This window comes from Thalassospira sp. CH_XMU1448-2 (assembly GCF_037027285.1).
In the GTDB taxonomy this organism is placed as follows: domain Bacteria; phylum Pseudomonadota; class Alphaproteobacteria; order Rhodospirillales; family Thalassospiraceae; genus Thalassospira; species Thalassospira profundimaris_C.
This window is the reverse complement of the sequence record NZ_JAYMEA010000002.1, coordinates 645,417-666,954: the sequence shown is the minus strand read 5'-3', so window position 1 is coordinate 666,954 and position 21,538 is coordinate 645,417. Positions and strand designations below refer to the sequence as shown.

At 52.3% G+C, this 21,538-nt stretch carries 23 protein-coding genes and 1 riboswitch; of the genes, 3 read left to right on the top strand and 20 right to left on the bottom strand.

Annotated features, from left to right (window positions below; genetic code table 11):
• Positions 1 to 73 precede the first annotated feature (73 nt).
• On the bottom strand, positions 74 to 448 hold the full coding sequence (gene yajC / locus WA318_RS10430) for a preprotein translocase subunit YajC (RefSeq protein ID WP_336080825.1): 375 nt from the start codon (positions 446 to 448) through the stop codon (positions 74 to 76).
• A gap of 231 nt (positions 449 to 679) precedes the next feature.
• Between yajC and WA318_RS10425 the strand changes: the two genes are divergently transcribed.
• A complete protein-coding gene (locus tag WA318_RS10425; RefSeq protein WP_114099802.1) occupies positions 680 to 1,543 on the top strand; it encodes an ATP-binding protein in 864 nt (287 codons plus the stop codon).
• Positions 1,544 to 1,602: 59 nt separating this feature from the next.
• On the opposite strand, the gene WA318_RS10420 is transcribed toward WA318_RS10425, so the two are convergent.
• From WA318_RS10420 to argS, 14 genes are all read right to left on the bottom strand, one after another.
• Positions 1,603 to 2,568 (bottom strand): peptidoglycan DD-metalloendopeptidase family protein, encoded by a 966-nt coding sequence (locus tag WA318_RS10420; RefSeq protein ID WP_336080824.1) that lies wholly within the window; start codon positions 2,566 to 2,568, stop codon positions 1,603 to 1,605.
• A 170-nt stretch (positions 2,569 to 2,738) separates the two neighbouring features.
• Positions 2,739 to 3,377: a protein-L-isoaspartate(D-aspartate) O-methyltransferase gene (locus WA318_RS10415; RefSeq protein ID WP_404969470.1), complete on the bottom strand. Its 639-nt coding sequence runs from the start codon at positions 3,375 to 3,377 to the stop codon at positions 2,739 to 2,741.
• Between the two features lie 11 nt (positions 3,378 to 3,388).
• Positions 3,389 to 4,156, bottom strand: coding sequence for a 5'/3'-nucleotidase SurE (gene surE / locus WA318_RS10410; protein WP_114099832.1), 768 nt, complete (start codon positions 4,154 to 4,156; stop codon positions 3,389 to 3,391).
• A 12-nt stretch (positions 4,157 to 4,168) separates the two neighbouring features.
• Positions 4,169 to 5,443 (bottom strand): serine--tRNA ligase, encoded by a 1,275-nt coding sequence (serS, locus tag WA318_RS10405; protein WP_336080823.1) that lies wholly within the window; start codon positions 5,441 to 5,443, stop codon positions 4,169 to 4,171.
• Between the two features lie 100 nt (positions 5,444 to 5,543).
• On the bottom strand, positions 5,544 to 6,503 hold the full coding sequence (gene tatC / locus WA318_RS10400; protein ID WP_336081487.1) for a twin-arginine translocase subunit TatC: 960 nt from the start codon (positions 6,501 to 6,503) through the stop codon (positions 5,544 to 5,546).
• A 2-nt stretch (positions 6,504 to 6,505) separates the two neighbouring features.
• Positions 6,506 to 6,910 (bottom strand): Sec-independent protein translocase protein TatB, encoded by a 405-nt coding sequence (gene tatB / locus WA318_RS10395; RefSeq protein ID WP_336080822.1) that lies wholly within the window; start codon positions 6,908 to 6,910, stop codon positions 6,506 to 6,508.
• Between the two features lie 35 nt (positions 6,911 to 6,945).
• A complete protein-coding gene (gene tatA / locus WA318_RS10390; protein ID WP_068519123.1) occupies positions 6,946 to 7,176 on the bottom strand; it encodes a twin-arginine translocase TatA/TatE family subunit in 231 nt (76 codons plus the stop codon).
• Between the two features lie 174 nt (positions 7,177 to 7,350).
• Positions 7,351 to 8,394, bottom strand: coding sequence for an ABC transporter ATP-binding protein (locus WA318_RS10385; protein ID WP_336080821.1), 1,044 nt, complete (start codon positions 8,392 to 8,394; stop codon positions 7,351 to 7,353).
• 105 nt (positions 8,395 to 8,499) lie between these two features.
• On the bottom strand, positions 8,500 to 9,303 hold the full coding sequence (gene scpB, locus WA318_RS10380; RefSeq protein ID WP_114099808.1) for an SMC-Scp complex subunit ScpB: 804 nt from the start codon (positions 9,301 to 9,303) through the stop codon (positions 8,500 to 8,502).
• A 17-nt stretch (positions 9,304 to 9,320) separates the two neighbouring features.
• A complete protein-coding gene (locus tag WA318_RS10375; RefSeq protein ID WP_336080820.1) occupies positions 9,321 to 10,193 on the bottom strand; it encodes a segregation and condensation protein A in 873 nt (290 codons plus the stop codon).
• Positions 10,194 to 10,226: 33 nt separating this feature from the next.
• Positions 10,227 to 10,910, bottom strand: coding sequence for a site-2 protease family protein (locus WA318_RS10370; RefSeq protein WP_336080819.1), 684 nt, complete (start codon positions 10,908 to 10,910; stop codon positions 10,227 to 10,229).
• Positions 10,907 to 11,992 carry a beta-N-acetylhexosaminidase gene (gene nagZ, locus WA318_RS10365; protein WP_336080818.1) on the bottom strand — a complete coding sequence of 362 codons (1,086 nt, stop codon included), beginning with the start codon at positions 11,990 to 11,992 and terminating at the stop codon, positions 10,907 to 10,909. Before nagZ ends, WA318_RS10370 begins: the two co-directional genes overlap by 4 nt.
• Positions 11,964 to 12,830, bottom strand: a complete 867-nt coding sequence (locus tag WA318_RS10360) for an SPOR domain-containing protein (protein ID WP_336080817.1) — start codon at positions 12,828 to 12,830, stop codon at positions 11,964 to 11,966. Before WA318_RS10360 ends, nagZ begins: the two co-directional genes overlap by 29 nt.
• A 3-nt stretch (positions 12,831 to 12,833) precedes the next feature.
• Entirely contained in the window at positions 12,834 to 14,585 is a 1,752-nt protein-coding gene (gene argS, locus WA318_RS10355) for an arginine--tRNA ligase (RefSeq protein WP_336080816.1), read from the bottom strand.
• Between the two features lie 241 nt (positions 14,586 to 14,826).
• Here argS and erpA point away from each other — a divergent pair, with 241 nt between their 5' ends.
• Together erpA and xth are read left to right on the top strand one after the other, a co-directional pair.
• On the top strand, positions 14,827 to 15,168 hold the full coding sequence (erpA, locus tag WA318_RS10350) for an iron-sulfur cluster insertion protein ErpA (RefSeq protein WP_114099813.1): 342 nt from the start codon (positions 14,827 to 14,829) through the stop codon (positions 15,166 to 15,168).
• Between the two features lie 99 nt (positions 15,169 to 15,267).
• Positions 15,268 to 16,047: an exodeoxyribonuclease III gene (gene xth, locus WA318_RS10345; RefSeq protein ID WP_114099834.1), complete on the top strand. Its 780-nt coding sequence runs from the start codon at positions 15,268 to 15,270 to the stop codon at positions 16,045 to 16,047.
• Positions 16,048 to 16,134: 87 nt separating this feature from the next.
• On the opposite strand, the gene ribB is transcribed toward xth, so the two are convergent.
• From ribB to pabB, 5 genes are all read right to left on the bottom strand, one after another.
• Positions 16,135 to 16,803 (bottom strand): 3,4-dihydroxy-2-butanone-4-phosphate synthase, encoded by a 669-nt coding sequence (gene ribB, locus WA318_RS10340; protein WP_114099814.1) that lies wholly within the window; start codon positions 16,801 to 16,803, stop codon positions 16,135 to 16,137.
• Between the two features lie 135 nt (positions 16,804 to 16,938).
• Positions 16,939 to 17,091: riboswitch (FMN riboswitch) on the bottom strand.
• A 104-nt stretch (positions 17,092 to 17,195) separates the two neighbouring features.
• The gene (locus WA318_RS10335) at positions 17,196 to 18,473 is read right to left on the bottom strand and encodes an EAL domain-containing protein (RefSeq protein WP_336080815.1); all 1,278 of its coding nucleotides are present in this window, start codon (positions 18,471 to 18,473) and stop codon (positions 17,196 to 17,198) included.
• Positions 18,474 to 18,531: 58 nt separating this feature from the next.
• Complete coding sequence (locus tag WA318_RS10330) at positions 18,532 to 19,392, bottom strand: aminotransferase class IV (protein WP_336080814.1); 861 nt, start codon at positions 19,390 to 19,392, stop codon at positions 18,532 to 18,534.
• A gap of 27 nt (positions 19,393 to 19,419) precedes the next feature.
• Positions 19,420 to 19,989: an anthranilate synthase component II gene (locus WA318_RS10325; protein WP_336080813.1), complete on the bottom strand. Its 570-nt coding sequence runs from the start codon at positions 19,987 to 19,989 to the stop codon at positions 19,420 to 19,422.
• Positions 19,986 to 21,389 (bottom strand): aminodeoxychorismate synthase component I, encoded by a 1,404-nt coding sequence (gene pabB, locus WA318_RS10320; protein WP_336080812.1) that lies wholly within the window; start codon positions 21,387 to 21,389, stop codon positions 19,986 to 19,988. Before pabB ends, WA318_RS10325 begins: the two co-directional genes overlap by 4 nt.
• Positions 21,390 to 21,538 lie beyond the last annotated feature (149 nt).

The window sequence follows — 21,538 nt, the reverse complement described above, 5'->3', positions numbered from 1 at the left end:
GTGCCGCTTCAGGCCACCGGTAAAATGCAAGAAGGCGGAGCCACTATGCCCCGCCTTGCTTAGCGCGAAGAGATCAATCTTTTTTGGTCTCTTCTTCGTCTTTTTCGTCATCTTTGACGTCGTTTTTGGCAGGTTCGGTTTTCGACAGAACAGTCGAAACCATGCCGCGTGCCACTTTAACTTTTACGCCTTCGGCAATCTCGACAGACAGCTCGTCATCGCCAACAACCTTGGCAACCGTGCCAATCAGGCCACCAGCAGTGACGATTTTGTCGCCACGGCGGATCGCGCCAAGCATTGCTTTATGTTCTTTCTGTTTTTTCTGCTGAGGACGGATAAGCAGGAAATAGAAAACAACGAAAATCAGGATAAGCGGCGCGAACTGCATCAGTGCGCCTGCACCGTCTGCACCACCAGCGGCCTGAGCGTAAGCCGTCGAAATAAACATTAGGAACTCCTAATTCCTCAGAACAAAAAATATCAACTGCCGGAATATAACGGCGTACAACGCCAAAGCAAGGAAGAACCGGACTTAAAGGATGAAAATTGGCAAACATGTGGTTTCGTTCACGTTGTGCCGACGGATAGGACCGCCAACATTTTGTTCTTTTTCATGCTTGATATGCTAGTTTGCCGACCATCAGTGTCACCAAGAACATTAAACATCCAAGAGGCTTCGATGAGTACGGACTTCGATAAGTTGCTGCCCACACTTGAAAGAATTGCAACCGCACTTGAGCGCATGGCCCCACCAGCGCGCACCGAAAATGATCTGGGCGCGGCAGACGCCTTTGTGTGGCAGGCAGAAACCGGCTATCTCCAGCCGGTTCGCAACGTTAACCGTATTGATATCGAGTTGCTGCAGGGCATCGGTCAACAAAAAGAAATTCTCTATAACAATACCAAACGCTTCGCCGATGGCCTTCCTGCCAATAATGCCCTTTTGTGGGGCGCGCGCGGTACAGGGAAAAGCTCCATCGTCAAGGCAATGCATGCCAAAATCAACGCTGAACGACCTGCAGCCCTTGCGCTGGTTGAAATTCATCGCGAAGACATTCCCAGCCTGCCTGAACTGCTTCACATTCTTGAAAAAAGTGGTCGTCGAACCGTTCTGTTCTGTGACGACCTGTCCTTTGACATGCAGGATGAAAGCTATAAGTCGCTCAAGGCGGTTCTTGAAGGTGGCATTGAAGGACGCCCCAAGAACGTTATTTTCTATGCGACCTCGAACCGCCGGCATCTGATGGCGCGCGATATGATCGAAAATGAACGTTCAACCGCAATCAATCCATCCGAGGCCGTAGAAGAAAAAGTGTCTTTGTCGGATCGTTTTGGCTTGTGGCTTGGCTTCCACAACATTTCCCAGGATGTCTATTTCGAAATCATCGAAGGCTATGCCAAAGAGTTCAAACTGGACATGCCGATCGAAGAACTCCATGCCCGAGCCAAGGAATGGACCGTTACACGCGGTAGCCGCTCAGGTCGTGTCGCATGGCAGTTCATTCAGGAAATCGCCGGTGAGATGGGTAAATCCCTCGACTAGCCGGATCAAGCCTCCGAGCAAAAATAGAAAAACACCCGGACATGGTTCCGGGTGTTTGCTTATCTGGAGACCATCACACTTGGCAGATATTTCAGAGGATCGGATGACTTGCGTCCGTTTCTGACTTCAAAATGAAGTTGCGGGAAGGTCACGGCACCGGTTGTACCGACACTCGAAATCCGCTGTCCGCGGGTCACCACATCCCCGCGTGCGACCAGCGGGTTTTCGGTATGAGCATAGGCCGTCACAAAATTATCCGCATGCTTGATCAGGATAAGGTTGCCGAAACCGCGCAACTCGTTACCGACATAGGTCACGACACCGTTCTCTGCAGCAAGAATTGGCGTTCCGCGATTGGCCTGAATATTGATACCATCATTGAACAGACCGCCAGTCCCTGCCCCGTATTTCAGAACAACTTTCCCCTGAACCGGCCAGATAAATCCTTTGCGATCTGCCGGCTCGGCAATCGGGACATTCTTGCGAACATCGCTTCCTTGTCCAGCAACCGGTGTCGGTTTGCTGTCCGTCTTCCAACTGCGTGCTGAAGCAATTTCACGTTGCGCATCAGCAGCATAGTCGCGCGGCTTAATGCCCGGTGTCGGGATATTTCCACCTTCACGAGGTGCAACGCCCACTGTCCGTGTATGGGATGAGGTTCGAGATCGCGGCGTACTTTGTTCCAACGGCACACTCACAACCTGCCTTTGGCCACCGATGGTAACAGTCTTTGTTCTCGGGCTGGATTGGCTCGCCGCCACGACAGTCGAGCTGGAACTGTTAGAATCCTCAGACCAGGCAGGAAGCACCAGACGTTGTCCCGGATAAATGACATACGGCTTGCGAAGATCATTGCGCGACGCAAACCTATTGAAATCGGTCCGATAACGTGTCGCCAGTTGGGATACGGTATCACCCGGCTCAACGGTAATGACGCGCTCGCCGTTTTTTAGCTTAGGCATACTGTAGGGGCTGTAACTTGCCCCGTCGCCATAGACAACCGGAACCGGGACAGAATTTAGCAAACAGCCGCCTAACGCCGCGCTTGTCGCACAGACAAGCAGCAGTCGTTTTCCGCGATAAACAGCAAGTTTGACACAATTTTCCATCATGTTTTCGATTGTCAATGATCAGCCGTTAACAATCGGTAAGCGATTGATGGAATTGTCGTGATTTTCTTTGGCTGTGAGTGGGGTTAGAACTCTTCGGTGCCGGGCAGCATCGGAACAAACCGCACAGGCATCAGCTCGGTAACCTCGACCCCGCTTGGAGTGCGCAAGACACGCAACAAGAGCTGGGTATGAGAGACCTCTCCGACCGGCACGACCATAATCCCCCCAACCGCCAGCTGATCAACCAGCACGGGCGGAACATCCTGAGCAGCAGCCGTTACGATGATACGGTCAAACGGTGCCTGCGCTTTCCAGCCGAGCCCGCCATCCCCGTGCAGGGTAGATATTGTATGAAGACCAAGAGCCCGGAACAGCTCTTCGGCCTGCCGCAAAAGCGGCTTGTGGCGTTCTAGCGTGTAAACACGGCGGGCTAACTTTGCCAAAATTGCGGCCTGGTAACCTGATCCGGTGCCGACTTCAAGAACCTTCATCCGGTCATTCAGCTCAAGGGCCTGTGTCATCAGGGCGACAATATAAGGCTGGGAAATCGTCTGGCCCTTGCTGATTGGCAAGGCGACATTTTCCCAGGCGCGGTTCACGAACGGATCGGCGACAAAAGATTCACGCGGGACCTCGGCCAGCGCACGCAAAACCGCTTCATCATGAATGCCATCATGGCGAAGCGTTTGAAGCAAATCGGCTATTCTGGATTCACGCGTAATGACCGGCTCGTTCACGGAAATGCTTTCGTCAGTTTATCAACAGTCTCGTAATGGGTGAAATCAAGACTGATCGGGGTCACAGAAATATGCCCCTGCTCGATCACCCGCAGATCGGCATTCGGATCTTCCGGAAGTTCCGAGAGAATGGCACCAATCCAGTAATAAGGTTCCCCGCGCGGGTCATGACGTTCGGCGATATGGTCGCCAATTTTACGCTGCCCCTGCTTGGAGATGCGGACTTTTGCCCCGCCATTTGCTTCATGTTCCGGGAAGTTGACGTTGATCAGAACCCCCTTGGGCCATGAAGCTTTGACCAAGGTAGTTGCAACGTCCTTGAGATATTTCTCGGCAATGGTCCAATCGATCATGTCGCCCGAAAAATACTGGGAAAATGCGATTGCGGGCACATTGAGCAGGGTTGCTTCCATTGCGGCTGCAACTGTCCCGGAATAGGTCACATCTTCGCCAAGATTGCCGCCACGATTAATTCCGGAAAGGATGATGTCAGGCGGTGTATCGCGCATGACCTGCTGCAGTCCCAAAAGAATGCAGTCGGTCGGCGTTCCATCAACAGCGAAGTGACGTTCATCGCGCTTGTGAATGCGCAAAGGGCGGCGCAGGGTCAAGGAATGCCCTGCACCGCTTTGTTCCATGGAAGGCGCGATCACCCATACATCATCGGAAAATTCCCGTGCAAGCCTTTCAAGCAGCTTGATCCCCGGTGCATCAATGCCGTCATCATTACTGATCAGGATACGTGCGTTGGTCAGATCAATCATGCTGGTCATGCCTTAGCGCGGGGTAATAACCTCGAGGCCGCCCATATAGGGCTTAAGCGCATCGGGTACCCGAATGGAACCATCTGCCTGCTGGTAATTTTCCATCACCGCAATCAGGCAGCGACCAACCGCAAGGCCAGATCCATTCAATGTGTGAACGAACTGGGTTTTCTTGTCGCCCGCCGCACGGTAGCGCGCATTCATGCGACGCGCCTGGAAATCACGGGTGTTCGAGCAAGATGAAATCTCGCGGTAGCGCCCCTGTCCCGGCAGCCAGACTTCGATGTCATATGTCTTGCAGGCCGAAAACCCGATATCGCCGGTGCACAGGATAACCGTACGGTACGGAAGCCCGAGGCGCTCCAGAACGGTTTCGGCACAGCGGGTTTTGCGCGACAGTTCTTCATCAGACTTTTCGGCCTCGACAACCGATACCATCTCAACTTTCGAGAACTGGTGCTGACGGATCATGCCACGAGTATCACGCCCGGCAGAACCGGCCTCAGAGCGGAAACACTGGGTCAGTGCAGTGTAGCGCAGCGGCAATTTGGCCTGATCAATGATCTCGCCTGCGACCTGATTGGTCAGGGTAACTTCCGAGGTCGGAATCAGCCAGTAATCATTCGTTGTCTTGAACGAATCTTCGGCGAATTTCGGCAGCTGCCCGGTCCCGAACATAGCCTCGTCACGCACCAGCATTGGCGTGATGGTTTCTTCGTAACCATGTTCATTGGTGTGCAGGTCCAGCATGAATTGCGCAAGAGCACGTTCAAGTTTGGCAAGACCTCCACGCAGGATAACAAACCGCGAGCCCGAAAGTTTGGCAGCGGCCTCAAAGTCCATCATGCCAAGCTTTTCACCGATCTCGAAATGTTCCAGCGGCTGGAAATCAAACGCGCCGGGTGTTCCCCAGCGATTGACCTCAACGTTATCTTCCTCGTCCGCACCGACCGGCACTTCTGGATCGAGAATATTGGGCAATGAGGACAGCAGCAGATCAAGTTGCTCATTCAGAGCAGCCTGCCCGTCTTCAGCATCCTTGATATTGTCCTTGAGCGAGCCCATTTCAGCCATCAGTTCATCGGCATTTTCGCCCTTCTTGCGAAGCATGCCGATTTCACCGGAAATGGTTTTACGGCGCGCCAGCATTTCCTGATGCTCAGTCATGAGCTTGCGGCGCTCGACGTCGATATCCATCAGACGTTCCGCAGTAATTTCCTGTTTGCGCGCAGCCATCGCTGCGTCAAAAGCCTCGGGGTTGTCCCGAATCCATTTAATATCGTGCATAAAAACAGCACCCTGTCAGTCAAATATTTGTGGCTTTATACGATGGGGTGAACGCCAGGTCCACCCCACCAAATCAGACGTTTCCGGTTAACAATTCCAACTAGCGCGCGTTATTGAAATCGTCTTCACCATCGCCATTGTCAGAAGGTCCGGACAGTCGAGGAGTTTTCTTGTTCTCGTCCCCTGTCAGAGAAGACTGACCATCATCATAGGCAGCTGCTGCGGCCCCCTGAGCATCGACATTCTCACCAGAATCCTCTTCGGTTTCGGCAACATCATCGTCTTCCCCTTCATCTTCATCATCTTCGGCGGCCTGACGCTTTTTGCGTTCGGAAATACGCGCCATGATGATCGAGATTTCATAAAGAATGATGATCGGGATACCCAAACCAACCTGAGAGATAAGGTCAGGCGGTGTAAGGATAGCGGCAAAGACAAACGCAATAACAACCGCATATTTGCGACGCCGTGCCAATCCATCAGCCGTCACGATGCCAGCGCGTGCCATCAAGGTCAGCAGAACCGGTAACTGGAAACACAGACCAAAGGCAAAGATCAGCTTCATCACCAAAGACAGGTATTCACCCACCTTGGCTTCAAGCTGAATGGCAAGCCCGCTATCACCACCCGCATGCTCAAAGCTCAGGAAGAACTTCCAGGCAAGCGGCATAATAAAGTAATAAACAAGAGCCCCGCCCAAAAGAAACAGGATCGGGGTCGCAACCAGGAACGGCAAGAATGCCGACCGCTCGTTCTTATAGAGCCCCGGCGCGACAAATGCCCAAAGCTGCCCCAAGAACACAGGTGCAGAAACAAACAGGGCCGCGAAGAACGACACTTTGACATAGGTGAAGAAAACCTCGGTCAACGCAGTGTAAATCATGCGCCGGTCCGGGCCCATCTCGTTGGCCAGAGGCCGCACGAGAAAACCATAGATATCTTCGACGAAATAATAGCAAACAGCAAAGGTGATAAACAAAGCAAGAACCGCCCAGGTCAGACGGTTTCTCAGCTCGATCAGATGTTCCATAATCGGCATCTGCTTGTCATGCGACTGCATGTTCACGCCTGGCTCTCCGGGTGGTCGTTCTTTTTGCTCTCGTTGGCTTTTGACTTGGCGGCAGGCTTGGTTTCGGCTTTGTCAGCGTCACCTTTCGGATCGGATTTTGGTTCCGGTTCTTTTACCTTACTATCCTTAGCCTTGTCGGTGCTTTTTGGAGCGCCAATGCTTTTATCAAGGAAGTCGGCACCACTGGTCGGCGCACTTGTGACCTGTTTGCGCAGATCATCAAGCTCAGCTTCGCGGATGATATCATCAATGCCACTTTGGAATTCTCGTGCCATTCCGCGCACTTTTTTCCAATAGCCTGCCAACTTGTATAGAAGATGAGGTAACTCTTTGGGGCCGACGACGAACAAAGCGACGACGGCCACAAGAGCCATTTCGGTCCAGCCGATATCAAACATTTGACACGCCTATCTGAAGGAAATCCGACAGACGATCAGGATTTCACGGAATCCTTGTCTTTGCTCTCGGAAGAAACCGATGCAGAGGTCGTGTTTTCGATGGTCTTGGCCGAAGCGGCCGCATCTTCTTCTTTTTCGTTGATGCCCGCTTTGAAGCTCTTGATGCCTTTGCCCATGTCACCCATCACTTTTGGCAGTTTACCCGCGCCAAAGATGATCAGGACAATCGCAAGGATCAGAACGATTTGCCAAACGCCAATACCCATAACTTCAATCTCCAAAGATCCATTCTGCCTTCCGGCGATGTGCTCGGATAATGGCAGAAAGCCCCCCACTGTGCAATGCGACGGATGGATTAAAAACCGGCACTACTTACATCTGTTGATCATAGTCAATCTGACAGTCCGCCCTGTTTTTCGTCCAAGGAGCAGTTCGTCACATCAGGACATAGGAAACACGAAGGTCATCTCGGGATCAAGCGTTATAGCAACCGATTTCTGATTTAATGTCGAAAACCGCCGCGGGACACGTGCATGGATGTGGAAACCCGACTCAAGCGTTAAATGCATCAGGTTCACCTCGCCCAATGCGCGCACCGCATCAACATTTGCAAGAATGTCATGACCATTGACAGCTTTGCCAATATGAAGCCCCTCAGGACGCACCAGAACATCGACACTCGTACCGTCAGCATAAGCAACATCTTCAAGTATGCCTACCGGGGTCGAAATGGCACCATTGGCAACAACTGACGGGAAATGGTTCACTTCACCAAAGAACGAAGCCACGAAACGGTTTTGCGGCTCGAAATACAGTTCCTCCGGTGTGCCATCCTGCATGATTTCACCTTCGTTCATGATGATGATCCGGTCGGCCATATACATGGCTTCTTGCGGGTCATGGGTTACCATAACCGTCGCAATCCCGGCATTTTTCAGCACATGCAAGGTCGTGTCACGCAAATCGGCACGCCGGGCAACATCCAGCCCTGAAAACGGTTCATCAAGCAGCATGATACGTGGTGTAGGTGCCAACGCACGCGCCAGCGCAATACGCTGTTGCTGTCCCCCGGAAAGTTCGTGCGGAAAAGCATTCTCGTAATCGGCCATGCCAACCTGCACCAATGCCCTTTTTACAGCAGCGCCACGATCGGCTTCTGTAAAATGGCGCAGTCCGAATGCAATATTCTTTGCGACATTGAGATGCGGGAACAGTGCATAGTCCTGAAACACCATGCCAACGCCACGCTTTTCCGGCTCCACATAATCACCTGGACGGGCAACAACCTGGTCGCTCACCGAAATTTCCCCGACCTGAAGTTTTTCGAGCCCGGCAGCAAGACGAAGGGCCGTGGTCTTCCCGCAGCCAGACGGTCCCAACAAACAAACAAGTTCCCCGGGGGCGACATCGAAACTGATATCACGCAAAACCCGGTTTTTCCCGAACATATGCGAGACATTCGACATCTTAAGGCCGTCGGTCATTCAAATTCTCTTTTAGCTGCAATGGTCGCGCACCTGCAGGTGCAAATGATTTGCGAAATCTTTCTGAAACTTAAGGTCACCGTGCCTATGATGCAAGAAGATGGATCAATTCAGGTCATCTTCTTCATCAAAAAGCTCATTAGCGGACACTGACTGGCTGTCAAAGTCCCGGTCATCCATCAGGTTCGGATTGTCCGAATAGATTGTTTCATCAAGCTCTTCGAGATTGCGCGTGGTAAGAGCCTCTTCCACAACAGCATCCGCAACCTCGCCGTCATCGACCAGATCAGGCAAAACATCGTCATCAGAATTTGCGCCATAGCGGCCCATACCGGGTCTGCTATCAAGAAGTCCCGCAGCCTTGAGATCGGCAAGTCCAGGAAGATCATCGCGATTTTCAAGACCAAAATGATCCAGAAAGTCGTCTGTGGTTGCCCAGAGCACAGGCCGTCCCGGAACACGTTTACGTCCGCGCGGACGGATCCACCGTGCTTCAAGAAGGATATCGAGCGTCCCCTTTGATAGAGCCACACCACGGATTTCCTCGATTTCGGATCGGGTGACCGGTTCGTGGTAGGCAATGATCGCAAGCGTTTCGAGGGTTGCACGCGTCATCTTCTTGGCTTTCTCGACTTCGATATGAAGATCGCCTGCAAGGTCGACCGCCGTCCGGAACGCCCATTTTTCGCCAACACGATTAAGATTGATGCCCCGCGCGGCATATGTTTCCGACAGCGCATTCAAAATGGCTGCGACATCTGTACCCTCGGGCAGACGTGCCGCAATGACGCGTTCACTGACCGGATCGGCCGAGGCAAAAAGCACGGCCTCGACAATACGAATATGCTGAAAATCAATATCAGGCGCGCTTTCGACACCTTCAATTTCAAGCTGTGCGTTATCGCTCATTTATATGCCCCTGCCCCTTAACCCCTGATCAACTCGTCGTCAGACGCGGTTGGCCGCGGCAAATCCCCCTCACGCGGCTTTTGCGGTGAACGCAACAGAATTGGTCCAAATACCTGTTCTTGCAGAATTTCCAGTTCGCCGTCCCGGCACATTTCAAGACTTGCGACGAAATGTGCCGCGAGTGCTGATCGCGCCTTCAGCAGTGATCCCAAGCCGCGCGGCATGAATTCCAGAAGCTTTGTCCAGGTCGGGACCACACGTCGACCAAAAAGATCACGCAGACGCTGAATGGCATCATCCATGGCATACAGGTCGAATGCCTCGATTTCGAGCGTCTTGCTTTCCGATGTCAACATGATGCGCGCATATGACTTCAGAAGATCATATAACGACGCATCATAGACCGACGCCGTCGTCACGCGGACTTCTTCGGGGGCGCCACGCGCAAAGAAATCACGACCAAGGTTTGGGCGTTCAAGAAGCTTTTCACCGGCTGCCTTCATTGCTTCAAGACGTTTAAGCTGGAAGGCAAGAAGTTCAGCCATTTCTTCGGCACTGAGCTCTTCCTCGTCAGTTTCCTGCTTGGGAAGCAACAGTCGCGATTTGAGGTAAGCCAGCCAGGCCGCCATCACCAGATAGTCGGCAGCCAGTTCCAGGCGCAACCCTTGGGCCGTGTTGATGAATTCAAGATACTGTTCTGCCAGATCAAGGATCGAAATCTTGATGATGTCGACCTTCTGGTCTCGTGCCAGTTCAAGCAGAACATCAAGCGGACCTTCGAAACCGTCTAGATCAAGGATCAAACGTTCGGCAAGGCTCGGTCCGTCTTCATCGACCGGCTTCTTGTCGAACACCTCGTCCGGAATTTCCAATTCGAACTGGTCTGCCATATGTCCCCGACTGCCCCCGTCTCGTAGTGGAAATCAGGCGAAGATATTCGCCAAGAGTCTTACCAGCCCACTGGCCGGCTCAATCACCAGCCATTGAAAGATCGGCAGGTCAATTCCAAGTTTGGCTGTTACGTAAGGCAGCAAAAAGACCAGACCGATCAAAATGATCATGCCGGTTTTTTCCATGCGCGCCAAGACCCGCGCAACCGGCATCGGAGAAATCGCGGTCAGCACACGCCCGCCATCAAGCGGCGGGATCGGCAGCATGTTGAAAACGGCCAGAATACAGTTAAGCCAGATCGACTGATTCAACGTTGTTGCCAACCAGTCATTCACTGCTGGCGAAAAATTCGGCAGCCACACCATAAGCAGGATTGATACGATAGCCAGCAACACATTGGTCGCGGGTCCCGCGACAGCCACACCGATAATGCCCAAACGCTGGGGATGAAGGCGATGAAAAGCGACCGGAACCGGTTTGGCATAGCCGAAAAGGAACGGCGCATTTGTAACGAGCAGCAATCCGGGTATCAGAATGGTTCCGACCGGATCAATGTGACGGATCGGATTAAGGCTGAGACGTCCCATGCGCTGGGCCGTGTCGTCACCAAACAGCTTTGCCGCAAATCCGTGCGCTGCTTCGTGCAAGGTAACAGCAAACAGAACCGGAATGACCCAAGTCGATGCAGATACGATCAGTTCGATAATATCATTCACGTGTTCGCGCCTTCGGATTGCCAGACCGGTGCAAGTAATTCCGCCAGGCGCAAGCGCCAATCTGCTAACTGCGTAGCAGACGGTACGTCGGTTTTAAAGGCAGCGATCTGGTTGGAAAATGTTTGTGCCCGCACCAAGGCAGCCCCGTTCAATAGTGGCGCCATTGACACGACTTCTTCCATTTCGGTTCGCTTGCCATTGCAGTGAAGTGCAACATCGCACCCTGCCCGCAGACATTCGTGCGTACGGCTGGCGATGGAGCCACCAAGTGCCTCCATGGACAGGTCATCGCTGATCAAAAGGTTCTCGAACCCGATTTCGCTGCGAATGACATCATTGATCACGGTTGGCGATACCGTGCCGGGACGCTGATCATCAATTGCTGTAAACAGCAAATGCGCAGACATCGCAGCAAGAACATCTTTCATCTGCACAAAAGGCGCAAAATCAAGCCGTGACAATTCCGCACGCGAGGCAGAAACGACCGGAAGATCCTTGTGACTGTCGACCGAAGCACGACCATGCCCGGGGATATGCTTGATAACAGGGGCAATACCACCGTCAAGCAGACCGGCGGCAACCGCACTTGCCAGCATGACAACTTTCTGAACATCGGCACCATATGACCGGTCACCGACAACGTCACTCATCCCCGGAAATCTCAAATCCAGAACCGGCGCACAGGTTGTATTGAAACCGGCCTCACGCAAATCCATCGCCATCAGACGTGCATTGATATAGGCGGCTTCGCGGGCATCTTCCGGGTTTGTGTCAAACAATTCGCCAAAAACGCCAGCTGCCGGGATTTTGCGCCAATGCGGCGGCTTGAGCCGCATCACACGTCCGCCTTCCTGGTCAACAAAGATCGGAACGTTGCTATTGCCCACCGTTTCGCGAAGTGACGCGGTCAGTGCGCGAACCTGATTACGGTCTTCGACATTTCGTGCAAAGAGAATGAAGCCATAAGGGTCGGCTTCGCGAAAGAAGCCCTTTTCCCAATTACTCAATTCTGTCCCAGCAACACCCAAAATACAGGCGCGCGGCTTTTTGACTTCAAGGCCGGACAATGAGGCACCCCACATTGCGTTGTTTCAGATCACTACACAGCTTTTCGGCCGCAGCTGCATCGGCCAAAGGCCCCGCCTGCAAACGATAGAACACGCCCTTGTCGCCAAGGTCAGTGCGCTGTACGAACATCTGAAGACTACCAAGCAAGTCATTGTTTTTCGACGATAATCTTTTCCATTCTGCCGAAGCACCACTTTCATCCCGAACGGACGCCAGCTGGATACGGAAATCATTCATCGAAACCGCCGATGACGACACCTTTTCCGGCACCGCCGCAGGCTTTGCACTTTTTGCTTCGGCTTCACGTTCAGCAACAGCTGCCAAAGCCTTTTCGGCATCTGTCAGTTCCGGCTCATTGATTGCCGGGGCACTTACAGCTGATGACGGTTCTACCGCGGCGATTTCGCTTGCATCCGGTGAAGTCGATGCGGCTGCTTGGGCAGAGTTCTCTGCAACTGCCGCCGCATCTGGCGATTTGGGAGTTCTGGCTACTTCCGGGGCACGTGGCATATCAGGAAGTTCCTGCAACACCACATTGGCATCCGGATCAACATCATTGAGCTGATCATAAACAGTGGTATTGCGATGCGGGACTTCCATTCCGCCGGGATCATCGGGCCGCAACTTGATCGGAGCCGGGTCTGGCAACAGGATTGGCAGTTTGCCGTCATCCTGAATCGGTTGTCCCTGATTATAAAACCAGTAACCTGCGCCACCCAGACCGCCAATGACGACAGCCAGACCGAAGAATACGGTTATCGCACCTTTTAGCATGCTTTTGCGCGCAGGCTTTTCAGCCGGAAACTGTTCTGCGCGTTCGGCATGAAGGCCACGGCCGTATTCTTCGTTCATATCTTACATCTCCTCGACAGGCTTGACGCCAAGCACCTCAAGACCCGATGCGATTACGGTCGCAACTGCACGGATCATCGCAAGACGTGCCAGCGTAGCATCAAGATCATCGGCAACGATGAACCGCAATGCGGTGTTGTCACGTCCCTTGTTCCACAATGCATGGAATTCTGCTGCAATTTCTGTCAGGAAAAAGGCAATACGATGTGGTTCGTGAGCAATGGCAGCCTGTTCAACGATACGCGGCCATTCAGCCATACGACGAACCAGAAGTTTTTCTTCTTCGGTTGAAAGCTGGCTCAGGTCGGCACCCGACAGAGTGGCATCCGAGAAATCCTGCCCGGGGAAGGCTTCAGCAGCCTGACGGAAGACAGAATTGACGCGTGCATGCGCATATTGAACATAAAAGACAGGGTTGTCTTTGGACTGCTCGGTAACCTTGGCAAAATCGAATTCAAGTGCGGCGTCGTTCTTGCGGGTCAACATGATGAAACGCACAACATCCTTGCCGACACGTTCAACCACGTCACGCAGCGTCACGAAGGTTCCAGCGCGTTTTGACATTTTGACCGGTTCGCCATTGTCAAACAGGCTGACCAGCTGACACAGTTTGACATCAAGGTCACCCTCGCCACCCGTGATCGCCTTGGTTGCCGCTTTCATGCGCTTGACATAGCCACCATGATCGGCACCAAAAATGTCGATCATCAGATTAAAGCCGCGCTCGTATTTATCGAAGTGATACGCGATGTCCGACGCAAAATATGTCCAGCTGCCATCCGATTTTTTCAACGGACGGTCAACATCGTCACCAAACTCGGTGGCACGGAACAGGGTTTGTGGACGCGGTTCCCAGTCATCGGGCTTTTTGCCCTTTGGCGGTTCGAGAACACCGACATAGATATCGCCTTTTTTCTCAAGATGCTCGAAAGCCGACTGAACCTTGCCAGCCTTGACCAGACCATCTTCAGACGTGAAGACGTCGTGAGACACACCAAGAAGGCGAAGGTCTTCCTTGATCAGTGCCATCATTTCGACGATGGCAAAGCTACGGAATTCTTCAAGCCATTCTTCTTCGGCGGCGTTCACCCATTTATTGCCATCGCGCTCGGCCATTTTCTTGCCCGGCTCGACAAGATAGTCGCCCGGATAAAGGCCCTGAGGAATATCGCCAATATCTTCGCCAAGTGCCTCGCGGTAACGCATATGAAGCGACCGTGCAAGAACATCGACCTGCGCGCCAGCATCATTGGTGTAATATTCTTTGGTGACAGCATAGCCGGCCTTGGCAAGCAGGTTGGCAAGAACATCGCCAACAACCGCCCCACGGCAATGGCCGACATGCATCGGACCGGTCGGGTTGGCCGAAACATATTCAACGTTGATCTTTTCGCCCTTGCCAAGATCGCTTTCGCCATATGCTGTGCCGACTTCAAGAACCTTGGAAACCTGTGACAGCCAGAACCGGTCAGCCATGCGCAGATTGATAAAGCCGGGCCCTGCGATCTCGACATTGTCGATGTGATCAAGCAGACGCAGTTTTTCAGCAAGCTTTTCGGCGAGATCGCGTGGTTTCATGCCAGCGGCCTTGGACAACAACATGGCGGCATTGGTTGCGGCATCGCCATGAGACGCATCGCGCGGCGGCTCTACCGTCACGCGTGAGGTGTCTATACCGGCAGGAAGAACACCATCTTTCTCAAGGCCGAGAATCTGGCTCTCGATGTCGCTTTTCAACAGGCTGAAAACATTCATGACTTTGAACTTTGCATTTTTTTGGTTCTGGTCCGCTGGACCATTTGACTGGGGCTTGTTTTGAGCCATTTCGTTCCAAAACGCAAGTCACCCTTGTCTGGAGTGATTACAGGTTTTGACATTTCAGCCATGCGCGCTAAATAGTGACTTAAATACTGCGATCTGACCGTGCTATCATAACGCCAAGGATCGGAACTACTCCCGTCAGCATTCTGGCGGGTTTGAGACCAAGGAGTGTTGAATGACCGAAGCTTCACGGCAAGTTCAAATGACCGAAAGTGCTGCGAAACGCATCCAGGAACTGATCGCAAGCGAAGGCGCTGCGAACACAATGCTGCGTTTGCAGGTTTCAGGTGGTGGATGCAGTGGTTTTCAGTACGAGTTTTCACTGGACTCTGACACCACTGATGAAGACTGCATTTTCGAAAATCACGGCGCGAAAATGGTAATTGACGAGGTATCCCTTGATCTTCTGGGCGGTGCCGAGATCGATTTCGTACGTGAAATGGTTGGATCTGCTTTCCGCGTGAATAACCCGAATGCCACATCGTCATGTGGCTGCGGATCAAGTTTCTCGATTTGATCCGGATCGGAAAAACGATTTATAAAACGGGGTCCGTTACTTTCGGACCCCGTTTTGTTTGATCAGAACGACCTTAAACACAAAAAATCCGAGGCCCGAATGAAAATCGCCACCTGGAACGTCAACTCGATCAAGGCCCGCCTGCCCAACATTCTTGAATGGTTGCGTGAGGCGAAACCAGATGTTGTCCTGTTGCAGGAAACCAAGACCGTTGATGAAGCATTTCCGGCGATGGAAATCGAGGATCTCGGTTACAACATCGCGATACATGGCCAGAAAACCTATAACGGTGTTGCTATCCTCTCGAAATTCCCGATTGAGGATGTCGAACGCGGTCTGCCTGGAAATAACGACGATGAACAGGCGCGCTATATCGAAGCAACAATCTGCTCAACCACCCCGGTACGGGTCGCATCGATCTATGTTCCGATGGGTACAGCCGTTGGCGATGAAAAGTTTGATTACAAACTGAACTTTCTTGATCGCCTGATCACCCGTTTTGAGAAAATTCATGCCAGCGGTGAAGCCGCTGTTATGGGCGGCGATTATAACATCGCACCGGATGATTCCGACGTTTACGATCCGATCAAACTGCATGAAACCGTTCTTTGCACAACGGTCGAACGCAAACGCCTGCGCACGATGCTCAATATGGGCTTTACCGATGCCTTCCGCACCTTCAATCCAAAAGGCCATCAATATAGCTGGTGGGATTACCGTGCTGGCGCCTGGAACAAGGATAATGGTCTTCGCATTGATCATCTTTTGCTGACCCCGGCGGCGGCAGATCGTTTGAGTGCTTCGGACATTGATCGCGACCCTCGCGGCAAGGAAAAAGCATCCGATCACACCCCGGTCTGGTGCATGATCGACGATTGATCCAGGAAACATAACAGGATCAAAAAAAACAAAGGGCAGCGCTCAACACGCTGCCCTTTCTCATATCTGGTCTATGGACCGGAACTCTTATTCTGCGGCCTGCTGCATCACTGTCCGATAGGCAACAATGTCCTCGATACTGATAACAACCATGTCATGGTTCTGGGCATAGGTAATCAGTTCAGGCAAACGCGCCATTGTGCCATCCGGGTTGGTTACCTCGCACAACACGCCAGCCGGCTTGAAGCCTGCAAGACGCATCAGATCAACAGTACCTTCGGTATGGCCGCGACGCTCCAGAACACCGCCCGCACGGGCACGCAGCGGGAAGACATGCCCAGGGCGGGCAAGATCAGACGGCTTTGCGTCATCTGCAATCGCCGTTTTGACCGTTGTGACCCGGTCAGCAGCCGAAACACCGGTCGTGACGCCAACCTTGGCTTCGATGGTGACGGTAAAGCCGGTCCCCATGCTTGACGTGTTGGTTGCGACCATGGGGGGCAGATCAAGCGCAGTTGCTTTTTCATCGGTCAGGCAGAGGCATACAATGCCACTGCAATCACGAATAAGCATCGCCATCTGTTCATTGGTAAGTTTTTCTGCGGAGAAAATCAGATCGCCTTCATTTTCGCGATCTTCATCATCAACAACCAGAACCCCCTTACCTTGGCGCAGATCAGCAAGTGCACGTTCCATACGCGCATGCGGATCGCCAAAGATCGAAAGACCTGATTGTGGTTCAACACTCTGATTCATAACCGTCCTCTACGGATGGGGCTTACGAACCAGGGCAAACAAAGAAAGGCCCGCTTTGCAGCAGAATTGCCACATTGCGGTCGCAGGCAGACGTCAAAACAGTCACGCCAATGCGTTCTTGTCCTGAACGTCACGCTTTATCCTCTCCCATCCGGACTATTACCGTCGGCCCCGGAATTACACCGGATCTGCTGACCCCAAAGATCGTGAAATCTTCGGGCGCTCGCGGGCTTCCCAGATATCTGGGTTACCGCCGGTCGGGATTTGCACCCTGCCCTGAGAATAAGCGCCGTGTTTTAACGACATAGCCGATCATAATTGATCAACTGTGCGTACTTTAAGAAAGCACCACACACTTGTCAAACATCTAAAAAACGAAGGAAACCTTTGGTTTAAATCTCGGAAAGACGTTTGCCGTTTCGAAAGTGGAACTCGCATCCGTTCTTGCGTGCTTCACGTGGCGCCCACTGACAAACGGCACATCTTTTATCAGTCGAACGGCGCTTGGATTTGCATTCCCGATGAAGATAAGCCCCCATCATCGCATCGATGTAACTGCCCTGAAAGACTTCAACGCCCAGACTGCGCCCCATGCGAAGGGCCGTGCGACTGTCGCAACGTGTCAGGATGAGGCTGTTTTCAACAAACAGGTTGGCAAATTCACGAAGCCGTTCGGCAACTTCGGTCCGGCGCGATCCTATGATGTTCTGATCCCAGATCACCTTGATAAAATCGACATTCATCTTGCGTGGAGACAGGAACTCCAGCGCGGGCAATGTTATCCGATCCAAACCAACCTGAATTCCGGAAGAATGCAGAAATTCGCATGCATCTTCGAACTCCCACCAGTTTGCAATCGCATTTTCCATTGAGAACTCGATCGCAAGGTTCTGAACAAGTTTTCCGTCATCGTGATTGATAAATTCAGCGAACGTGTCGCTTAAAACGGTTTGTACCTGCATGTTCAGATGAAGCCGATCCGGCAGAATGGACGGTGCAATTGATCGGGTAACTTCCATGATCTTTTCATCGAGCACCCTTGACAGAATCTCAAGTTCGCCGGGCCCTTCAAGAAGGAAGCTCGCAAGATGATGCTGACGCAGGTAATCAAGGGAACAATAGATCTCATGTCCCAGAACCTGACGACGGGTGTCGTCGAAACTCAGAATTGCCTGACGGCGACAGGAATCAAAAACTGCGTCGGTCGTAATGGCACCGCGCAGCATCTCGGCCATATCGAACCGTTCCCAGTTCTCACCCATCATGCGTGCCGAAACCGGAAGACCAAACAGCTTGCCCAATCGTTCGTCGTCATCGGGCCATTTGAAACGGTTCCAGAGATTGGTCGGGATGCTTCCCAACCCCTGACGGTCAATTACTTCTTCGAGCGTTTCACGAACATGATCAACAAAGTTGGAATCGTCCTCGGCCCACTTCCCGCCACGCACGCACGCCAGCATTCCGTTTTCAAGACGATATATCTGGGTGTTTTCAGGAAGGTAGTGGAAAGCATCGCGGGTGATTGCCTGATAATCCTCGGCACCAAGACGCAGCTCAGGCGGGATATTAAGGATACCCATATGCGGCGTTTTACCATTGGCAGCATGCTTCCGCAGGCTTTCGATAAAACGGTTAAGGGTCAATGCGGGTTTCGTCATAAGGGCAGTCATAGGCAGTCCTGCAACAGGTCACTGCCTATGAATATGTATTCGACAGTGTTAATTTACCCTAAACAACTATACCTTCGCATAGCGAAGTTTCCACCATTTGAGCAAGTTCGGCAAAGAAAGTCATCGCCGGAACACCGATCACAAGACCATCTACCTTATCAACAATGCGAAGCCCCTGAAGAGCGTTTGCGGTGAAAACCGCATCAAGTTCCTTAAGCATCTCGGGTGTTTTGGGTTCAAAGTCCACTTCCCGGCCGGTTTCCTCGGCCCACCCAAGGACAAAGCCGCGGGCGAGGCCACAGAGAATTCCGGTATCTTCATCGGGCGTCCACAAAGTATCCCCTTTAATGCCAAAGATATTGGCAGCCGTTGTTTCCGCGACATTACCATCAGCAGAAAGAATGATCGCGTCATCTCCACGATAGGAATGAGCTTCCTGTTTGGCTGCTATGTTATCAAGGTAATTGATGCTCTTGATACCGCCAGCAACAGAATTGGCATTACGTCGCACTCTCTGGGACGTGAAAAGCTTAAGTCCGACACCAGGATCAACAGGCTCAAACGGAGAAACCGTTATCAGAATGGTCGGATCCGGATCAGCAGGCGGCAGCAAACCACGCTCGCCCGAACCGCGCGATACGGTCAGACGGACAACGGCATCCTTGCGACGAACCTGCTCAAACAGGGTTGCAACGATCTCGGCAACGTCTTTGGTTGCTGGTAGAAGATCAAGCGGGAACTCTATCTGCTCGGCATGGAAGTCAAGGCGTTCCATATGCGCATCAAGCCAGGCAATTTTGCCTTCGTGGGCGCGCATGGTTTCAAAGAACCCGTCGCCAAGCAAGAAGCCTCTATCCGTTACCGGAATAGACGCTGCGTCCAGATCACGAAAGCTGCCATTCATCCATACCTGCATCATGCCGTCCCTTCTGTCTTTATGTGCTTTTCAGGAAGAAGCCCGTTTCAGGAAGTTTGCCAACAAGTCGTGCCCCTGCTCCGTCAAAACCGCTTCCGGGTGAAACTGTACACCAAAGATTGGAAGCTCCTTATGCGCAAACGCCATAATTTCCCCTTCGGGTCCGCGCGCAAGTTCGATCAAACTTCCATCCTCGGGCAACTCAACAATTAAGGAGTGATAACGCGTTACTTGCAAAGGATTTTTTAATCCCGCGAACAAATCTGTGCCACTATGGTCAATCTCGGAGGTCATGCCATGCACCGGACGCTTGGCGCGCTTGACCACACCGCCAAAAACCTGCGCGATTACCTGATGCCCAAGGCAAACGCCAAGCATCGGATATTCCGTTCTGAGCTCTTCAACCAGAGCAAGACTGTTTCCCGCGTCATCGGGGCCACATGGGCCGGGAGAAAAGATGATTGCATCGGGATCAAGCTTGCGGACCTGTTCCGAGCCGATTTCATCATTGCGGACCACGATGACACTATGACCTAGCTCTTCGATATACCGGGCAAGATTGAAGACAAAGGAGTCATAATTATCAATAAGCAAGATCACGGTACGACCTCTTCCGCGTCAATACCGAACAGCTCGAACATCTTGGTCGCCTTGACCAGCGTTTCTTCATATTCAAGGGCCGGGTTACTGTCTGCGACAATTCCGCCGCCAACGTTAAAGGCCATACGACCACCGTTCACACAAAGAGACCGAATGGCAATGTTGGTATCCATGGAACCGTCAAAGCCGATAAAGCCAATTGCTCCGCAATAGGCGCCGCGTGTTGTCTTCTCAAGTTCTGTTATGATTTCCATGGCCCGAATTTTGGGCGCACCCGTAATGGATCCCCCCGGAAAACTGGCCTTCAAAAGATCAACTGCCGTTTTTCCGTCGCGCAGTTCACCTGTTACTGTCGACACGAGATGATGAACATTGGCATAGCTTTCCAGCGCACAGATTGCCGGTGTATTGACCGAATGCGGTTTGCAGACCTTGGACAGATCATTTCGCAAAAGATCAACAATCATAATATTTTCTGCGCGATCTTTCGGTGAAAGCATTAATTCTTGCGCAAGTTCGGCATCGCTTAGCGGCGTCTCTCCACGGGGTCTTGTACCTTTGATCGGTCTGGTTTCAACCTGTCCGTCCGAAACTTTCAAAAACCGTTCTGGCGAGTTTGACAGAACCGCAAATTCACCGAAATTCAGAAACGCACCAAACGGCGCGGAACTGATATCTCGCAAACGCCGATACAGCCCAAAACGATCCGGCACAGCATCTCGCGGATATTCAGCCCGAATGCTTTGCGATAAATTTGCCTGAAAAATGTCACCAGCAAAGATGTAATCGATGACTTTTTGAACTTCGATTTCGAACTCAGAACGACCAAAATTTGACCGCCATGGTTGAATGCTTGGCAAGTGTGGAGCGGACGGCACCTCAAGAAGCGGTCTGGCAAGACGCAGATATTTTCGCAGCAAGTTCATCCGGTCTGCGGCACGCTGTTCGCGCGCCTTTCCGAGACGTTCGGGCATCCCCGTCGAGATCAGCCACATCTTGCGGTCATTCTGATCAAAGGCGATCACCAGATCATAAATTCCGACCGCCATATCAGGCATGGCAAGCCAGTCTTCGGCCACGCGCGGCAGCGTTTCGGTCTGATGTGCCAATTCATAGCCGAAATAGCCGACAGCTCCGCCCTGAAATGGTGGCAGATCAGTCCGGCGCCGTTGCGGGTAGCGCGACAACAGATCGCCAAGAACTTCAAACGGATTTCCCGGGAACGGGAAACCATCCAGTGTCACCTGACCATTTTTTGACGTCAGTTTGTGTAATGGCGAAACAACAATGTAGGAAAATCGATCCCGGTCGCCGGAATCAAGAAAATGACTGTCGGCAAAGGGGGCAAAGGCACCATAAGCATCGACCGGCTCAATATAGGGACATTCTTCTATCAGCATTCAGCGGCGCATTCTTGCGGGAGATACATTTCTCCCCGGTAAGATACAGGGAAGCATTTTTGGCACAAGGCAGGAGACGAAAAATCTACGCGATTCTTCGGGGCTACGGTAAAAAATATTCTTACAGTTGCAACCTTGCCCGGCTTGCC